Here is a 16535-nt window from a genome sequence, read left to right as displayed (position 1 = left end):
CTATCCTTTCATACTTTATTAATGCACTTCATCATACGCACGCTGTATTGCCACCATATTTGCATCAATAATTTTTTGTGGTAATTTTTTTCCCAACACTTTTTTAAACGCTTCTTTAAACTCTTCAATAGGTAAAAGACCAGATTCTTTAATGAAAGCACCAAGCATAGGCGCATTTGGGATAGGCTTACCCAATGCCTCTAAAGAAATCTTAATGCAATCCACTATGTAAAACTCTCGATCCTTTAACTCCGGCTTTTTCTCTTGCAACTCTTCTTTACTTAAATGCGTTGTGATAATATATTTTGTTGTAGGCTTTTCATTCTCAAAAATATCTGCGATAAAAGTAAGACCGGGGTCAATCACTAATACATAATCTGGCTCCATGTATTTCTCATGATTAAGAATGGGGGTATCATCAAACCTATCAAATGCCGCCATTGTAGCACCGCGTTTTGCAGAACCATAAGTCGCAAAAGCCTGCACCTCTTTGCCTGTGCCAGCGATTACATCTGCTAGCCCTTTGGCACCTGTTACAGCACCCTGACCAGCTCTACTATGCCATCTGATTTCTAACATTATCTTCTCCTTGTTTTGGGTTATCGTTTCAAATGGAAACACAAACATTCTCTTTAAACATTATCCTGTATTGCGAATGAAGCATAATAAATACTCTAAAAGACTATGTTGTTAGTTTATGCTGCTGTGTGTAAAGAGCTTGTTATATCTTAATTGTAACAAATATTTTGTAAATTCTTGGGATTTTCATTTTGCTTACACGATATCTATGGATTTTCATGTGTTAAAAAGAAACATATTTTAAGAAATCTTTTTACTTTCAATAACATGTTTATTACTTTTTGTTACACATTGTAGCTAGAAATGTGATTCCATATTTGCATTAAGTAATGTTGTATTTCTGTGGTTATAATTTACTCTTTTATATAGAATCTACTTTTATACTTTAGGATAGTAATATGAAAATGATATCTTGGAATGTAAATGGTTTGCGTGCATGTATGACGAAAGGATTTATGGACTTTTTTAACACAATAGATGCTGATGTATTTTGTATTCAAGAATCTAAAATGCACAGAAGTCAAAGTGATTTTGTATTTGATGGATATTATCAGTTTTGGAATGAAGCGGAAAAAAAGGGATACTCTGGCACAATCATTCTTAGCAAAACAGAGCCATTAAGCGTGTGTAATGATATGGGGATAGCACACCATGATAAAGAGGGGCGAATTATCGTTGCAGAATATGCGACCTTTTTTCTTGTAAATGTTTATACACCAAATTCTAAACGAGAGCTAGAGCGGCTTACATACAGACAAGAATGGGAAGATGATTTTCGCTCTTTTTTAAAGGGATTAGAGCAATATAAGCCTGTGATTGTATGTGGTGATTTAAATGTAGCACATAAAGAGATAGATTTAAAGAATCCAAAGACAAATCGCAGAAATGCGGGTTTTACTGATGAAGAACGAGAAAAAATGAGTGTGCTTTTAGATAGCGGCTTTATTGATTCTTATCGCTATTTTTACCCGGATAAAGAGCATGCTTATACATGGTGGAGCTACATGGGCAAAGCAAGGCAAAATAACACGGGTTGGAGAATTGATTACTTTTTACTCTCAAGATGTCTTGCCAAGAATCTCAAGGAAGCACATATTTATCCCGAGATAATGGGGAGTGATCACTGCCCTGTTGGCATTGTGATTGATGAGAATGCGGTTGTGTAATGTGTAAATATTACCGCTTATAGATAGCCACATCTCGATTATCCGATAGTTGTTAAAGCTAAAATTAAATTAATAACTTGGAATCTTTTGCTATCTGGAAGTGTAAGCAAAATGATTAAAATATAAACAAAGTCATATTCTTATAAACCTTAAACTATGATTTTACTTATTTTTATTGTGGATATACTAGACAATAGTTAGGGTTACAAAGAGTATATGTTCTAGCGTTAATATTGCATTAAGCCTAACATGTTATAATACCAAGTCGCTTTTATGTTCTATGATTATTCAATTTAATTACTTACAAGGAAGTTAGTATGCAAGAACTTATACTTGATAAAGATGTATTAATTACTTCAAAAACGGATTTAAAAGGTAATGTGCTGTATTGCAACAAGCCATTTTTAGATTATGCAGAGTATGATGAAGAAGAAGTTTTATTTAAATCCCACAATATTGTGCGTCATGCAGACATGCCAAAGTGTGTTTTTAGGATTCTATGGGAGCATATTAAGCAGGGCAAAGAAGTCTTTGCTTTTGTGAAAAATAAGACTAAACACAATAATTTCTATTGGGTATTTGCCAACATTACACCAAACTATAATCAGCATAATCAAGTCATAGGTTACTATTCTGTGCGTAGAAAACCAAATGAAGCAGCCATAGCGGTTATTAGCAAGATTTATGAAGAGACTTTGCGGATTGAAAAAGCACAAGGGATAGATAAGGCGTATAACTTTATCCTTGAATATGCAAAAAATGCAAATCTAACCTACAATAATCTCGTGTTAAATCTTCAAAGGAATGGACATGTCGCTTAGAATCTTTTTGGTAGTAGGCATATTGCTTTCTTTCATTGCGGGTTTATTAAGCTTTTTAAATGGTGGCATTATTGCTGGAAGCATAGCACTTCTTGCATGTGTGGCACAAGGTGTGAGCTTATTTTTTGAGACTAGACATGCACAATTTTTAGATCGCATTATTGAAGTAACAGAGCATGCGAAAGATGGTGATTTTGAAAGTCGCGTTATCCATTTGCATGGAGATTCTAAGCTTGTTACACTTGGTGGGAATCTAAATGTCTTACTGGATAATCTTGAAGCCTTTCTGCGTGAGGTAAATACTTCTGTGAGTGCATCACAAAACCATGAATTTTATAGAAGAGCCTTAGGTGAGGGCTTGAAAGGCACATTTGTAAAAAACATAGATAGTATTAATTTTTGTTTAAATAGTATTGAGACAAATGCAAAAGAGAGTATCCAAAACTCACTTGCAAGATCACTTATGAACATGAGCTTGGATAATCAGAATCACGACTTAAATAGCATTAGCACAGATTTAACACATGAAATGAGTAAAATGCACGGCGTAAGTGATAATATCCAATCGCTTACTCAAATCGCAGATGAAAATAAAGCAAATATCACAGAAATAGCTGATAGTATAGCAAATCTCCTAACACTTATCGCCCAAAGCAATGATGCGATTAATAGCTTCGCACAGCGTTCAAATGATATTGGCAATGTTATACAACTTATTATCAATATCGCAGCACAAACAAATCTCTTAGCATTAAACGCAAGTATTGAAGCAGCAAGGGCAGGAGAGCATGGTAGAGGCTTTGCAGTCGTTGCTGATGAGGTAAGAAAGCTTGCTGAAAATACACATAAAGCAACTGATGAGATTTCACTTGTTATCCAAACTATGCAACAAGAGATTACAACCATTCAAGCAGGAAGTGAAGAAGTCTATCGTATCATCAATGACACGCAAAGTAAAATCGCTTCTTTTACCGATGTGTTTGAGAATCTTGGCAATGAAAGTGTCGCCCTGCATAGTGCATTTAATATCTTGCAAAAAAGCCTTATTATCAATGTAGCAAAAATTGAGCATATTCTGTATAAATCCAATGCGTATTTGAGCTTTAAGCTTTTCAAACCAGCACAAGATTTTAGCAAACATGCTATATCACATCTTTTTGAAGACCCAATATGCCAAAAAGTCCTTTTTAGCCTTGTAAGTAGCCAAGAAGTCGATAGAAGCCGAGATATTATCACTCAAAATGTAACTGACGCATTACAAAAAATAGATAAAGAGCTAGATAGCACAGATATTGATTATATCGTTACGCATTTGAATGCTATGGAAGAAGCAAGCCAGCAGTTTATACAAAAGTTAGACAATGCGATTAAACAATCTTGAAAGCAAGATCTATATCTTTAAAATCTAAGCGCTATAAATAATTAAGAGATTCTTGATTTAATCTAGGCATTATGTAGAATAAGATTCTAGAATCTAACTTTATATGCGTATTACTACCATGTAGAGACAGCATACAAACAAACTCAAAGAGTTTTGTTATAATACCCATGCAAAATGCCACATTGACAAGTATAGAATCTTTACACCCAAAACCTACAAGGAAATATATGCAAAACCAAAACAAAGCCGTAGTGTTACTCAATATGGGCGGACCAAATAATTTAGATGAAGTCGCCACTTTTCTCAAAAATATGTTTGCTGACCCATGTATCCTTAGCGTTAAAAATGAGTTTTTTCGCTCTATGCTAGGCAATGTTATAGTAAATTCACGCATTGAAAAAAGCAAGAAAATGTATGAAAAGATAGGTGGTTGTAGCCCATTAACAGAAATCACTTTTAAACTTACACAGAAATTGCAAAAGAGGAATCCAAGCACATTCTACACTTATGCTATGCGTTATGTGCCACCCTATTCATTAGCTGTTATACAAGAAATCATGCAAAAAAACATTCATGACATTACGCTTTTTAGCATGTATCCGCAATATAGCTCAACTACAACTTATTCATCTTTTAGCGATATCTCACTTGCCCTTAAGACACTAAACTTTACTCCACGCATAAGAGCAATCGATCGCTATGCAACCCACCCCTTGTTTATAAAGGCAATTACACAAAGCATTAAGGACACTTTAAATGGAAGAAATGCAAAGGATTTTGTGCTGATTCTATCCGCACACTCTGTGCCTATAAGTCGCATTAAAAAAGGTGATCCCTATCAGCAAGAATGCCAAGATTGCAAAGCCCTGCTGCAAACTGAATTAGAGAAAAATGATATTATATTTAAAGATATACAGCTATGCTATCAGTCAAAGGTGGGACCTGTGAAGTGGATTGGTCCTTATACAGATTCTGTGATTAAATCCCTTGCTCCAAACAATATGATTATATATCCGCTAAGTTTTACCATTGATAACTCTGAAACAAAATATGAGCTTGCTATACAATATGCCGAGCTTGCAAAATCGCTTGGCATAAAAGAATACCTTGTATGCGAATGCTTAAATGATAGCGATTTATTTGTAGAATTTATAGAATCTATGACTTCTTATCAAGCACCTCAAATGCAGGCAGAATATTCCCCTCCAATAACTCAAGGCTAGCACCACCACCCGTGGATATAAAACTCATATTATCCCTTTGTCCAGCTTTATCAATCGCGTCTGCGGTATCGCCACCGCCGATAAAGCTAAATGCATAAGTATTAGCAATTGCATGAGCGAGATTAAAAGTCCCACGAGAAAACTGGTGAATCTCATACACACCAAGCGGACCATTCCAAATAATAGTTTGAGAATCTGTAACCACTTCACTAAAAAGTTTAACGCTTGCAGGACCAATATCAACTGCGATGAGATTCTGTGGTATGTCTTGTGATGGTGTGATTTTAATCTCACTTGGACTATCAATGCTATTTGTGCTTACCAGATCCACAGGCAAATATACCTTTACCTTTTTCTCTTTTGCGCTTTCTAGAATCGTTATCGCATCTTTTATTAAATCATCTTCTACAAGGCTATTCTGCATATCATAGCCTAACGCTTTTAAGAAAGTATTACTCATAGCTCCACCGATAATGATTTTATCAACGACATCAAGCACTCTTTGCAAAAGACTAAGCTTTGAGCTTACCTTGCTTCCACCAACAATCAATAAAAGCGGTCGCAATGGATTCTTAATCACCTTTGCAAAGGAATCAATCTCTTTTTTCAACAATATACCTGCAACTTTATGATTCACAAACTTCGCAATACCATAAGTGCTAGCATGCGCCCTATGGCTCGTCCCAAACGCGTCATTCACATAAACATCACAAAGACTTGCGAGATTTTTACTTAGTGTTTCATCATTTTTTGTTTCACCTTCATAGAATCTAATATTTTCAAGCAAGATGATTTGACATCTATTTTCATTTTGTGCGGCTTTTGCAGATTCTATTGTATCGGCAAGAAATACATCTTTATTGAGTAGTCTCTCTAGCCTTTTTACAACATGCTTGAGTGAAAAATCACTGCTACGCCCTTTTGGTCTGCCAAGATGACTCACCAAAACAATACTTTGTGCTTCATTGTCAATACAATAGTTAATTGTTGGCAAGGCTTCACGCATACGCGTATCATCGCTGATATTGAAATCTTTATCCATAGGAACATTGAAATCAACGCGGATTAACACTCTTTGGTCTTTGATAGTAATATCTCGTATGCTTTTTGCTTCTTGCATTAAAGTGATACTTGTGGTTTTTGGCATAATTACTCCTTGAAAATGTTGCATAACTTTATAAAACAACATTGTAGCACAAGCAATTTAACCATACCAATCACGGCTAAATCAAAAAGTAAGAATTGCCGACTTTTGTTTGAAGGAGGGATAACAATTTTAGAAATTATAAAGCATAATTTTTCGTAAGTCTATTTTTTTACCTTGATACTTGCAACCTCATCTTTTAAGGCTTTACCGGGCTTAAATTTTGGCACCATTTTATCCGCTGTTTTGTAAGTTTTATCAGTTCCGGGGACTTTACCTTCTTTACCTTTTTGCACCGCATTTTCAAATTTACCAAATCCTACAAGCTCAACTGTGTCATTTGACTTCAATACATGTGTAATTGCATCTACAACAGAATCAAGTGCCTTTTCCGCATCCTCTTTCTTTGCATAACCACCGATTTCTTTGATAGTTTTTACAAAATCGCTCTTTTTCATAACGAAAACTCCTATATAAAATATATTTATCTTTAAACAGCACACAAGGCTAAAAAGATAAACTAGCATTGTATTTGATTTTTGTATGAAAATCAAGTTATTTTAGAGTTAAATTATAAAAAATTGCAAGTTTTTGCTACAATGCAGCCTTTAAACACCTATATTTTAAGCAAAAAAGGATATAAATCATGGCAATCAAACTTGCGATTAATGGCACAGGACGCATTGGGCTATGTGCGGCTAGGATTATTGGGGAACGCGATGATGTGGAGCTTGTAAGTATGAATACCACGGCAAGTATAGATACTTTAGTGCATTTGCTGCGATATGATTCTGTGCATAGATTCTATGATGTTGAGAAGTTAGATGAAAGCACACTCCGCATTGGTAAAAGCAAAAATGTAAAGATTTTAAGCGATAGAGATCCGCTCAATCTTGACTTTGGTGAAGCGGTAGCGGTGCTTGAATGCACGGGCAAGTTTAATGCCCTTGATAAAGCAAAAGCACATATTAAAGGCAATGTCAAACGCGTGATAATCTCTGCTCCTGCGGATAACACGCCAACTTTTGTCTATGGCGTCAATCATACGCAATACAATAATGAAAGTGTGATTTCAAATGCGTCCTGCACTACAAACTGCCTTGCCCCCATTGTGAAAGTGCTAGATTCTACTTTTGGCATTGAAAATGCCCTTATGAGCACTATCCATAGCTACACGAACGACCAAAATCTCCTTGATGTGAAACACAAAGACTTACGCCGAGCGCGTGCAGCAGCCCTATCTATGATACCTACAAGCACAGGTGCGGCAAAGGCGATTGGGCTTGTATTGCCACATCTTGCAGGGAAGCTTAATGGTATCGCTGTGCGTGTGCCAACGCCTGATGTGAGCTTGGTGGATTTAAGCGTGAATCTTAAAAGTGAAGTAAGCAAAGATTCTATTAATGAAGCATTTTATAAGGCTCAAAGTGGCGAGAGTTTTGAAGGGGCATTTAAAGGGCTTATTATCGTTGATGATGAAATGCGTGTATCAAGTGATTTTATCGGCAGCAATGCAAGTGCGGTAATCGTGCCAGATAAGACAATCGCCATTGGCAAAAGTGCAAAAATCCTTGCGTGGTATGATAATGAAATGGGTTATACACATAGGCTTGTGGATATGAGCGTGTATGTGTGTAAGGGTTTGTAGCAGGTCTTTGTAAAATTTTAGATTAAAGTGATAGGATCCCCGGCTATTTTATTTGTAGAGAATGTGGATTTCTATGCGCATTTGCGAGCGTCTAATCTTTATGTCAAATCCGATAGGTGCAAAAAATTAAAATATGTTTTTAGATGGTTGCATAACATAACATGTTTTATCCCATAAAGTAAAGCCACCAAAGCAACAAAGGATTGCAATCAGTCTACTTAAAGTAGTCATAAATCTTTTTATATTACTCTACCCCAGCAGTATTTCCCAAAAATATCACAACCAAGTCATTTATGAAAGTATTTTTTTCATTTTTAATTAAAATTTGCTAGAATCTGTGCTTCATGTTTTAAAGCTTTTTGCTATCCATAGCAAAGCAAATAACGAAGTGTTAGAATCTGGAGGCATTATGGTTGATTATGGCATTAAATTTTGGTCAAATGATGATTTTATTATCGATGATGGTGTGGTAAAGGTGAATTATAAGGTAAAACCCGCTCTCATTGATATTGTAAAAGAGGCAAGAGAAAAAGGCTATAAAGGACCACTGCTTTTAAGATTCCCGCATTTAATAGAAAATCAAATCACAAAGGTTTATGATGCTTTTCATACCGCCATTAAAGAGTATCAGTATCAAGGCTGTTTCAAAGCGGTATTCCCCCTAAAAGTTAATCAAATGCCAAATTTTGTCCTGCCTTTAGTCGAGCTTAGCAAGGGTAAATGCTATGGCTTAGAAGCAGGGAGTAAATCAGAGCTTATCGTAGCTATGGCTTATACAAATAAGGGCAGTCCAATAACCGTGAATGGCTTTAAAGATAAAGAGATGATTTCGCTAGGCTTTATCGCGGCAAATATGGGGCATGATATTACGCTTACAATAGAGGGGCTAAATGAGCTAAAGACTATCATAGAAATCGCAAGTGAGATGGCAGAGCCTTATCCTAATATTGGCTTAAGGATACGACTGCATAGCGTTGGCACGGGCATTTGGGCAAAAAGCGGGGGTATTACCTCTAAGTTTGGACTAACTTCAACAGAGCTTTTAGAAGCTATGAAAATGCTAGAGTATTCAAAACTTCTGCATAAATTTACCATGATACATTTTCATATCGGCAGTCAAATAAGCGATATTTCACCGCTAAAAAAGGCGATTAGAGAAGTAGGCAATATCTATGCAGAGCTTAGGAAAATGGGGGCAAAGAATCTTACCGCAGTAAATATTGGCGGTGGTTTAGCAGTGGAATATGCACAGCATGAAAGTATGAATTGCAAAAACTACACTTTGACAGAATTTAGCGGCGATGTCGTCTTTAGCTTAAAAGAGATAGCGAAAAATAAAAATGAGTTAGAGCCAGATATTTTTATAGAATCTGGTCGCTTTATATCTGCTTCACATGCGGTTTTGGTAGCCCCTGTATTAGAGCTATTTTCACAAGAATATGAAGAAAGTGCGTTGAAATTAAAAGAAGATTCTAATCCCCCGCTTGTAGAAGAGCTAAATGACTTATATAACTCTATCACAGAGAAAAATGCGATTGAATACCTGCATGATAGCCTCGATCACATGGAATCTTTACTTACACTTTTTGACTTGGGCTATATCGACTTAAAGGATAGAAGTAATACTGAAGTGCTAGTGCATTTGATTATCAAAAAAGTGATTAAGCTTTTAAAGTATAAAAATCATAATGAGATTCTAAAGATACAAAAAAGTGTGCAAGAGAGATATTTGCTAAATTGTAGCTTTTTTCAAAGTTTGCCAGACTACTGGGGATTAGAGCAGAATTTCCCCGTTATGCCACTTGATAGGCTGAACCGCCGTCCAACGCGTGCCGCAAGCCTTTGGGATATTACCTGCGATAGTGATGGTGAGATTTCATTCAATCCGCAAATGCCCCTTTTCTTACATGATGTCGATGTGTCAAAAGAAGAGTATTTTCTAGGCTTTTTCCTTGTTGGAGCGTATCAAGAAGTGCTAGGTATGAGACATAATCTCTTTACGCACCCAACAGAATTTAGCGTTATCTTTGATGATGAGTTAAATAAAGGCTATGAAATCGCAAATCTATTAGAAGCACAAACGATAGTCGATGTGCTAGATGACTTGGATTATGATACAAAAGAGATTGAGAGAATCTTAAAGCAGCATATAGAAGATAGTGATTTAGACATAGAGACAAAAAAAGCGGTGCTAGGCAAACTCTATGTTATGCTAAGTGAGAATGGCTATCTAAGGACTATTAGCACAGATACATTGTAGCGTTTAAAGGGGGGATTTATGCGTTTTGTGTGTAGATATATTATGGCTTTTGTGTTGTGTTGTGGCTTTGTAATGGCAGATTCTAAAGTAGATTCTAAAAAAATGGAATCTACTAAAAATACAGAATCTAGCCCAAAAGAACACTGGCTAGAGGCAACCATAAAACGCATAAAACTACTATTCAATCAAAACGACTTTGTAGAAGATGCAAAATGCGATGAGACTTGGCAAAAAAGAGTGTGTGATGGCAGCATTATGTGTTACGCTACAAAGTGCTTTTATCCGCAAGCAGATATTGAAATGATGCATAGAATCTTTTTAGAAAATCTAGTCATTTACTTAAAACACCATCACGCAGCAAGGGAGAAAGACCGCATAGCACACCTATCAAATATCTTAAAACTAGGCTTACCACAGGATAATAAAGAGCACGACTATACTTTCATAAACTCATATAATGTAAAATGCACTTACACACTTTGGAAAAAAGATGATAAGACACTCTTTTTTGACTTAAGCGGTTGCTTAAAAAAGAAAAATCAACGAATGACACGCACACTCATACAAGATGACTTAGGTGTAATAGAACTATACGAGCATATTGCGTATTAGATTTTATAGTTTTCATAATTTTTAGTCTATGAAATGTCTATAATGGGAGAGGGGATATATAAATAAAAAGTTTTATAAAAGACTTACAAAGCCAACAATATAAAACTTTATTGCAGAGAATAAAAACATTAAATCGCTAGATATTTCCAAGTGCAATTGGGCAGTATCTCTTCTATCTTATGTTTTAATCTCTCATCAAGATACATGCTACTCTCAAAAATAAAGGTTTTACCACTCACACTATCTTGAAAGCCGATACCAAATCTCGTATCACCTTGAGATGAACGCATAATATTTGCTATGGCACTCACTTGTTCTTCTGTGATAACGCTTTGCATTAACGCACATAAACATGAGTTTCTTATATCCATATCTGCTACGAGATTAAGCGGCTCAATGCCATTTGCTTCATCAAGGATAGAATCTCCATATACAGCGTTATTATGCAGCTTAGAATCCATAGATTGTTTTGTAAAAGTTTTAGAATCTTGTGTATTTGTCTGTGATTTTGCATTATCTTTTTTCACACGCAATTTTATCTCTTTGCATGATTGTAATGTGTGGATTTCATGCACTCTTATTTCTATTTTATAGCTTACCTCAGCACTGCCATCTTCGCCCTCTGTTACCATTCTCTCTTTTTCAAGTTTGCCTACTATGCCAATAGGATTGCTTAGATCAAAGCTATCAAGCAGGTTTAGTTGATCTTCAAATAAAGTTAAAGGTTGCTTACCGCTAAAGTCCATAATCTTTGCTGTGCCATAAGTGCGGTTATTTTTACTCATTTTTCGCTGTAAGTCTTCTAGCTTTCCTATAAGCATAACCCTTGATCCATCGGCGATATTCTCTAACTCTGCGATTTTTACAACATTTTTTATTTGTTCTATCTCACTTCTAAAGTCATCAAGCGGATGTCCGCTGAGATAGATTCCCAAACTCTCATATTCATATTCAAGTAGGCTTTTATTATGTAGTTCTGGCAAAGGCTTTATTTGCAACTCCGGACATAGCTCTTCTGCACCAAATAGCCCACCACCACTGCGTTCCCTAGACATTCTCCTGCCTAAATCGCAAATATAATCAAGATTATCAAGCATACTTGCACGCGTGTAGCCAAGATTATCAAGGCTACCACTTTTTACTAAGGGTTCAAGCACTTTTTTAGAGATTCTCTTAAAATCTGCTTTTGTGATAAAGTCTTCAAGATTCTTAAACGCACCTTTTTGTTTTCTATCATCAATAATGCTTTGTAAAGCCCCTTCTCCTGCACCTTTAATTGCATTCAACCCAAAGACGATTTTCTTTTTACCATTAGAATCTATTATTACAGAAAAGTTAGTTTGCGAGGTATTTACATGCGGGGGTAAAATCTCAATACCCATAGCCCTTGCTTCATCTATGTATGTAGCTACTGCCTCGATTTTATGACTTTCGCTTGATAGCATTGCTGCCATAAACTCATGCTCATAATAGGTCTTTAAATAGGCGGTTTGAAAGGTTAAGATTCCATAAGCGGCTGAATGCGATTTATTGAATCCATACTCTGCAAACTTTGCTATCTGGTCAAAAAGCTCTTCCGCTTTTGTCCTATCAAAGCCATTTTTCTCCGCACCATCGGCAAACTTTGTGCGATTTTCTGCCATGATTTGTGCGTCTTTTTTACCCATTGCCCTTCTTACAAGGTCCGCTTCACCGAGTGAGAATCCACCTATAACTTGCACGATTTGCATAACTTGTTCTTGATAGACTATTACCCCATAGGTATTTTTTAGAATCGGCTCTAACTCTTTGAAAGTATAGCTTACAGGACTTCTACCATGCTTTCTATTAATATATTCATCACTCATGCCACTATCCATAGGACCGGGTCTAAAGAGTGCTAAAAGGGCGATAGCATCATCAATGCCGCTTGGCTGCAATCTGCGGTTAAATTCCTGCATACCACTAGATTCTAGCTGGAATATCCCAAGTGTATTCCCACTACGCAATGTCCTATATACCTTTTCATCATTTACATCAAGTGTTGAGAGATTAATATCAATATTATTTGTATCTTTTATAATATCAAGTGCGTCTTGAATAACCGTGAGTGTCTTTAAGCCCAAGAAGTCAAACTTGATTAAATCCACTGGCTCTAAATATTTCATAGAGTATTGCGTTACCATAACCCCTTTTGTCCGCTCACTCACATATAAGGGGACTTTATGCCATAACTCTTTTTCAGAATCTACCACAAGGGCTGCGGCATGTTTGCCGGTATTTCTATTTAGCTTTTCAAGCCTTAAAGCCATTTCCCATACTTTTCTTGCAAGTCCCCTATTTTTCTCATCTCTATCGTTATCGCCTTCTGTGATAAGCTCTTGTATCTTTGGCTCTAGCTCGTATGCTCCCTCTATAAAATTCCCGTTTTTATTATAGCCTTTGAGTGTAATGCCTAGCTTTGAGGGGATAAGCTTTGCAAATCTATCCGCATTTGGTATAGACATGCCATAGATTCTAGCAACATCTCGTATCACTCCCCTTGCTAGCATTTTACCAAAGGTAATAACTTGTGCTACATTATATTCACCATATTTTGCTTTCATGTATTCAAACATTTCTGGGCGTCTTCTTTGGCAAAAGTCAGTATCAATATCGGGCATTGATATACGCTCTGGATTCAAAAATCGCTCAAAAAGCAAATTATACTTAATAGGATCAACATCAGTAATTTCTAAACAATAGGCTACAAGGCTACCTGCCGCACTTCCTCTACCCGGTCCTACTGGAATCTTATTTTGCTTTGCATAATTGATAAAATCCCATACAATAAGCATATAGCCGGGGAACTTCATCTGTGTGATAATATCTATTTCTTCTTGTAGGCGTTTGTGATATATTTCATGCTTGTCTTTTTCTACTTGCTCTAATCTTTTTACTAAACCTTGTTTGCATTTATAGGCAAAATATTCTGCTTCATCTTGTATTGTAAGCCCTTCATTTTCTGCATACTCTTTTGCAAACTTAAAGCTTGGTGGGGTGGGTGGATTCTTATCATCTTTTAAGTCGATAGTAAGGTCGCATTTATCTGCTATCTCTTGTGTGTTAAATACTGCTTCTGGTATATCCATGAATAAATCAAGCATTTGCTTTGGACTTTTGATATAAAACTCTTGAACGGTGTGTCGCAATCTCTTTGGGTCATTAATATCAGTTGCCATAGCTATCATCATGGCTGCTTCTTGCATACTAGAATCTTCTTTATTTGTATAATGTGCGTCATTTGTAGCAATGAGCTTTGCCCCTGTCTCAAGGCTTAATCGCAACAAATCATTATCAATAAAGCGTTGGTCTGCTATGCCATGTCGCATAATCTCAATATAGAAATCATCTCCAAAAATATCTTGATATTCATGTATAGCTTCTTTTGCCCCATCATAGCCTTTTGCCCCCATGATGATTTTTTTATCCCTTTTTTTGCTATCCATGTATGGACTTAAGTTTAGATTCCATGAAATCTCGCCATTAAGACATGCAGAAGAGCAAATAATGCCTTTAGAATACTCTCTTAGAATCTTTTTATTAATCCTTGAAGTGCGATAGAATCCTTGTATAAAACTTTGGCTTGATAGATACATAAGATTCTTATAGCCTTCTTCATTCTTTGCGTAAAGACAGATATGAAACTTTGGTGTATTCGGGGATTTATCGCCTAAATCCTCTTTATTGTGAATATAGGCTTCAATGCCAATAATGGGCTTAATCCCTGCTTTTTTCATAATCTTATAAAACTCAATAGCCCCAAACATATTGCCATGGTCTGTCATTGCAACACTATTCATGCCAAGCTCTTTTATGCGTTTTGCTAAGACATCAAGCTTATTTGCCCCATCAAGTAGTGAATATTCTGTATGTAAATGCAAATGTGTAAATGGTATATTTTCTGTATTATTCATATTTTTTCCTTTTTATAAACCATGATTGCAATGTTACACTACATAAGATTAAAAAGCTATGAATCTATAGATTTTGCATTATACTGCTTTAAGATTTTATGTGTCATGTTCGCTTACACCAAGCATTTTTTTATTAACATGCTATAATGTTGCGTGATGTTTAGACTCTAATCAAATAAAACATACCCTGATGATTTTAGCTACATTCTTGCATTTTAATTATGCTTTCATCTGCTTTGCTCTCAACTGCCCGCATGCAGCACTAATATCAATACCCTTAGATTCTCGTATCGTTGCCACAATACCCCGCTTATAAAGATAGTCAGCAAAGCCCTGCATTTTATCAATACATGGGCGTTGAAACTCACTTTCTGCATGTGGATTAAATGGAATGAGATTTACCTTTGCCCTAAATCCATGTAGAAGTTTCACTAGCTTTTTCGCACTTGCTAAATCATCATTTATATCCTTAATCACTAAATATTCAAATAAAATGCGTTTTCTAGTATCAAGTGGAAAGTTTTTTAACGCTTGTAACACCCGCTCAATGTTATAAACCTTATTCATAGGGATAAGGCGACTACGCAACGAGTCATCTACTGCGTGTAATGAAAGGGCGATTTGCACGCCAAGATTCATAGCTCCCAGCTTTTCTATCTGCGGGGCAATGCCGCTTGTAGAGATAGTTTGCCTGCGAGTAGCGATACAAAGCCCTTCTTCATGACTCAGAATCTTTATAGCCTTTGCGACATTATTAAGGTTATCCAGTGGTTCTCCCATACCCATAAACACGATATTTATGCTCTTGTGTGCAGACAGGTTGTTATCGCGTTTGAGTGCTACGACTTGCTCGACAATCTCACCAGCACTAAGATTGCGGACAAAGCCACCCTTTGCGGTAGAACAAAACGCACAGCCGACACGGCAACCAACCTGCGATGACACGCAAAAAGTATATTTTTCACTTTTTTTCACGCGATTATTTTCATCATACTCTTTCTCTCGCATTTTGATAAACACACTCTCAAAAGTCGCACCATCGCTTGTTTGAAAGAGATATTTTTTTGTGCCGTCCCCGCTTTCTTCTATGCGTATGGGCTTTAGATTTGGGAAACTAAAGGTTTGCTTTAGAATCTCTTGTAAGTTTTTTGGAATGTTTTTCATAGATTCTATGTTGCTGACATAATGTTTATAAAGCCAGTTGTATATCTGCTTTGCCCTAAATTTTGGGGTTATAAGGCTCTCTAACTCATCTAAATGATATGAATAAATATTGGAATCTTGTGCTTCTTTTGCGGTAACATGTTGTAGATTTGGCATATCTTTTTTTACATTGTGATTCTGTGCTTTTACTGCATGAGTCTTTATTTTAGAATCTTGCGTATTTGTTATATCTTTTTTCGCTTTAGAATCCTGTGTTTTTTTATCTTTTTCATCTCTTTTTTGTATTGTCATTTTTAATCCATTTGTGGCTTTGCTATATTTAGAATCAATTGCCTTTGCAAACAAACATTATGCAAAGACTCATATTAAAATAAAGAAAGATTGTATCATATTTACATAGACTTTAAGGATATGCTTGTCTATTTTCTGCTTTTATCCATGTATGTGTGTTATAAAGTCTAATCTATGACATCAAAAACACATTGCAATAAGATTTTAATCTCTAAGCTATATTGTAAAAGTATATATGCAATAAAAAGATTCCCACTTTAAAAAGCGAGAATATAGCTTTATCATGTAAGAAAAAGACGAGACAGAATCAC

13 protein-coding genes are annotated in these 16535 nt (G+C 36.0%); 7 read left to right on the top strand and 6 right to left on the bottom strand.

The annotated features are described in order from the left end of the window. Positions 1 to 18: 18 nt before the first annotated feature. Positions 19 to 579 carry a pyruvate flavodoxin oxidoreductase subunit gamma gene (locus C6H17_RS04420; protein ID WP_005218890.1) on the bottom strand — a complete coding sequence of 187 codons (561 nt, stop codon included), beginning with the start codon at positions 577 to 579 and terminating at the stop codon, positions 19 to 21. A 398-nt stretch (positions 580 to 977) separates the two neighbouring features. On the opposite strand from C6H17_RS04420, the gene C6H17_RS04415 reads away from it, so the two are divergent. The 3 genes from C6H17_RS04415 (at position 978) to C6H17_RS04405 (ending at position 3947) form a co-directional block, all read left to right on the top strand. After that, a complete protein-coding gene (locus C6H17_RS04415) occupies positions 978 to 1745 on the top strand; it encodes an exodeoxyribonuclease III (RefSeq protein ID WP_005218888.1) in 768 nt (255 codons plus the stop codon). Between the two features lie 317 nt (positions 1746 to 2062). Then, the gene (locus C6H17_RS04410) at positions 2063 to 2566 is read left to right on the top strand and encodes a PAS domain-containing protein (RefSeq protein WP_005218886.1); all 504 of its coding nucleotides are present in this window, start codon (positions 2063 to 2065) and stop codon (positions 2564 to 2566) included. Next, on the top strand, positions 2556 to 3947 hold the full coding sequence (locus C6H17_RS04405) for a methyl-accepting chemotaxis protein (protein ID WP_020995609.1): 1392 nt from the start codon (positions 2556 to 2558) through the stop codon (positions 3945 to 3947). Before C6H17_RS04410 ends, C6H17_RS04405 begins: the two co-directional genes overlap by 11 nt. A 31-nt stretch (positions 3948 to 3978) precedes the next feature. On the opposite strand, the gene C6H17_RS12115 is transcribed toward C6H17_RS04405, so the two are convergent. Next, complete coding sequence (locus tag C6H17_RS12115) at positions 3979 to 4116, bottom strand: hypothetical protein (protein WP_155243502.1); 138 nt, start codon at positions 4114 to 4116, stop codon at positions 3979 to 3981. A 58-nt stretch (positions 4117 to 4174) separates the two neighbouring features. Between C6H17_RS12115 and hemH the strand changes: the two genes are divergently transcribed. After that, entirely contained in the window at positions 4175 to 5170 is a 996-nt protein-coding gene (hemH, locus tag C6H17_RS04400; protein ID WP_005218881.1) for a ferrochelatase, read from the top strand. Here hemH and C6H17_RS04395 read toward each other — a convergent pair. Next, on the bottom strand, positions 5106 to 6317 hold the full coding sequence (locus C6H17_RS04395; protein WP_005218878.1) for a phosphoglycerate kinase: 1212 nt from the start codon (positions 6315 to 6317) through the stop codon (positions 5106 to 5108). The two genes, hemH and C6H17_RS04395, sit on opposite strands and share 65 nt — an antisense overlap. Before the next feature lie 161 nt (positions 6318 to 6478). Further along, a complete protein-coding gene (locus C6H17_RS04390) occupies positions 6479 to 6772 on the bottom strand; it encodes an HU family DNA-binding protein (RefSeq protein WP_005218876.1) in 294 nt (97 codons plus the stop codon). Between the two features lie 188 nt (positions 6773 to 6960). On the opposite strand from C6H17_RS04390, the gene gap reads away from it, so the two are divergent. The 3 genes from gap (at position 6961) to C6H17_RS04375 (ending at position 10834) form a co-directional block, all read left to right on the top strand. Beyond that, positions 6961 to 7962, top strand: coding sequence for a type I glyceraldehyde-3-phosphate dehydrogenase (gene gap / locus C6H17_RS04385; RefSeq protein ID WP_005218874.1), 1002 nt, complete (start codon positions 6961 to 6963; stop codon positions 7960 to 7962). Positions 7963 to 8371: 409 nt separating this feature from the next. Further along, complete coding sequence (gene speA, locus C6H17_RS04380) at positions 8372 to 10222, top strand: arginine decarboxylase (RefSeq protein WP_005218872.1); 1851 nt, start codon at positions 8372 to 8374, stop codon at positions 10220 to 10222. Positions 10223 to 10240: 18 nt separating this feature from the next. Further along, complete coding sequence (locus C6H17_RS04375; protein ID WP_005218871.1) at positions 10241 to 10834, top strand: hypothetical protein; 594 nt, start codon at positions 10241 to 10243, stop codon at positions 10832 to 10834. Between the two features lie 128 nt (positions 10835 to 10962). Here C6H17_RS04375 and dnaE read toward each other — a convergent pair whose 3' ends face one another. Both dnaE and rlmN read right to left on the bottom strand, forming a co-directional pair. Then, positions 10963 to 14769 (bottom strand): DNA polymerase III subunit alpha, encoded by a 3807-nt coding sequence (dnaE, locus tag C6H17_RS04370; RefSeq protein WP_005218869.1) that lies wholly within the window; start codon positions 14767 to 14769, stop codon positions 10963 to 10965. A gap of 219 nt (positions 14770 to 14988) precedes the next feature. Next, positions 14989 to 16089 carry a 23S rRNA (adenine(2503)-C(2))-methyltransferase RlmN gene (gene rlmN, locus C6H17_RS04365; RefSeq protein WP_005218863.1) on the bottom strand — a complete coding sequence of 367 codons (1101 nt, stop codon included), beginning with the start codon at positions 16087 to 16089 and terminating at the stop codon, positions 14989 to 14991. Positions 16090 to 16535: the final 446 nt, after the last annotated feature.

This window comes from Helicobacter rappini, assembly GCF_900198625.1.
GTDB lineage: Bacteria > Campylobacterota > Campylobacteria > Campylobacterales > Helicobacteraceae > Helicobacter_A > Helicobacter_A rappini.
The sequence above is the reverse complement of the archived record's forward strand: the minus strand, read 5'-3'. Positions and strand labels throughout refer to the sequence as shown.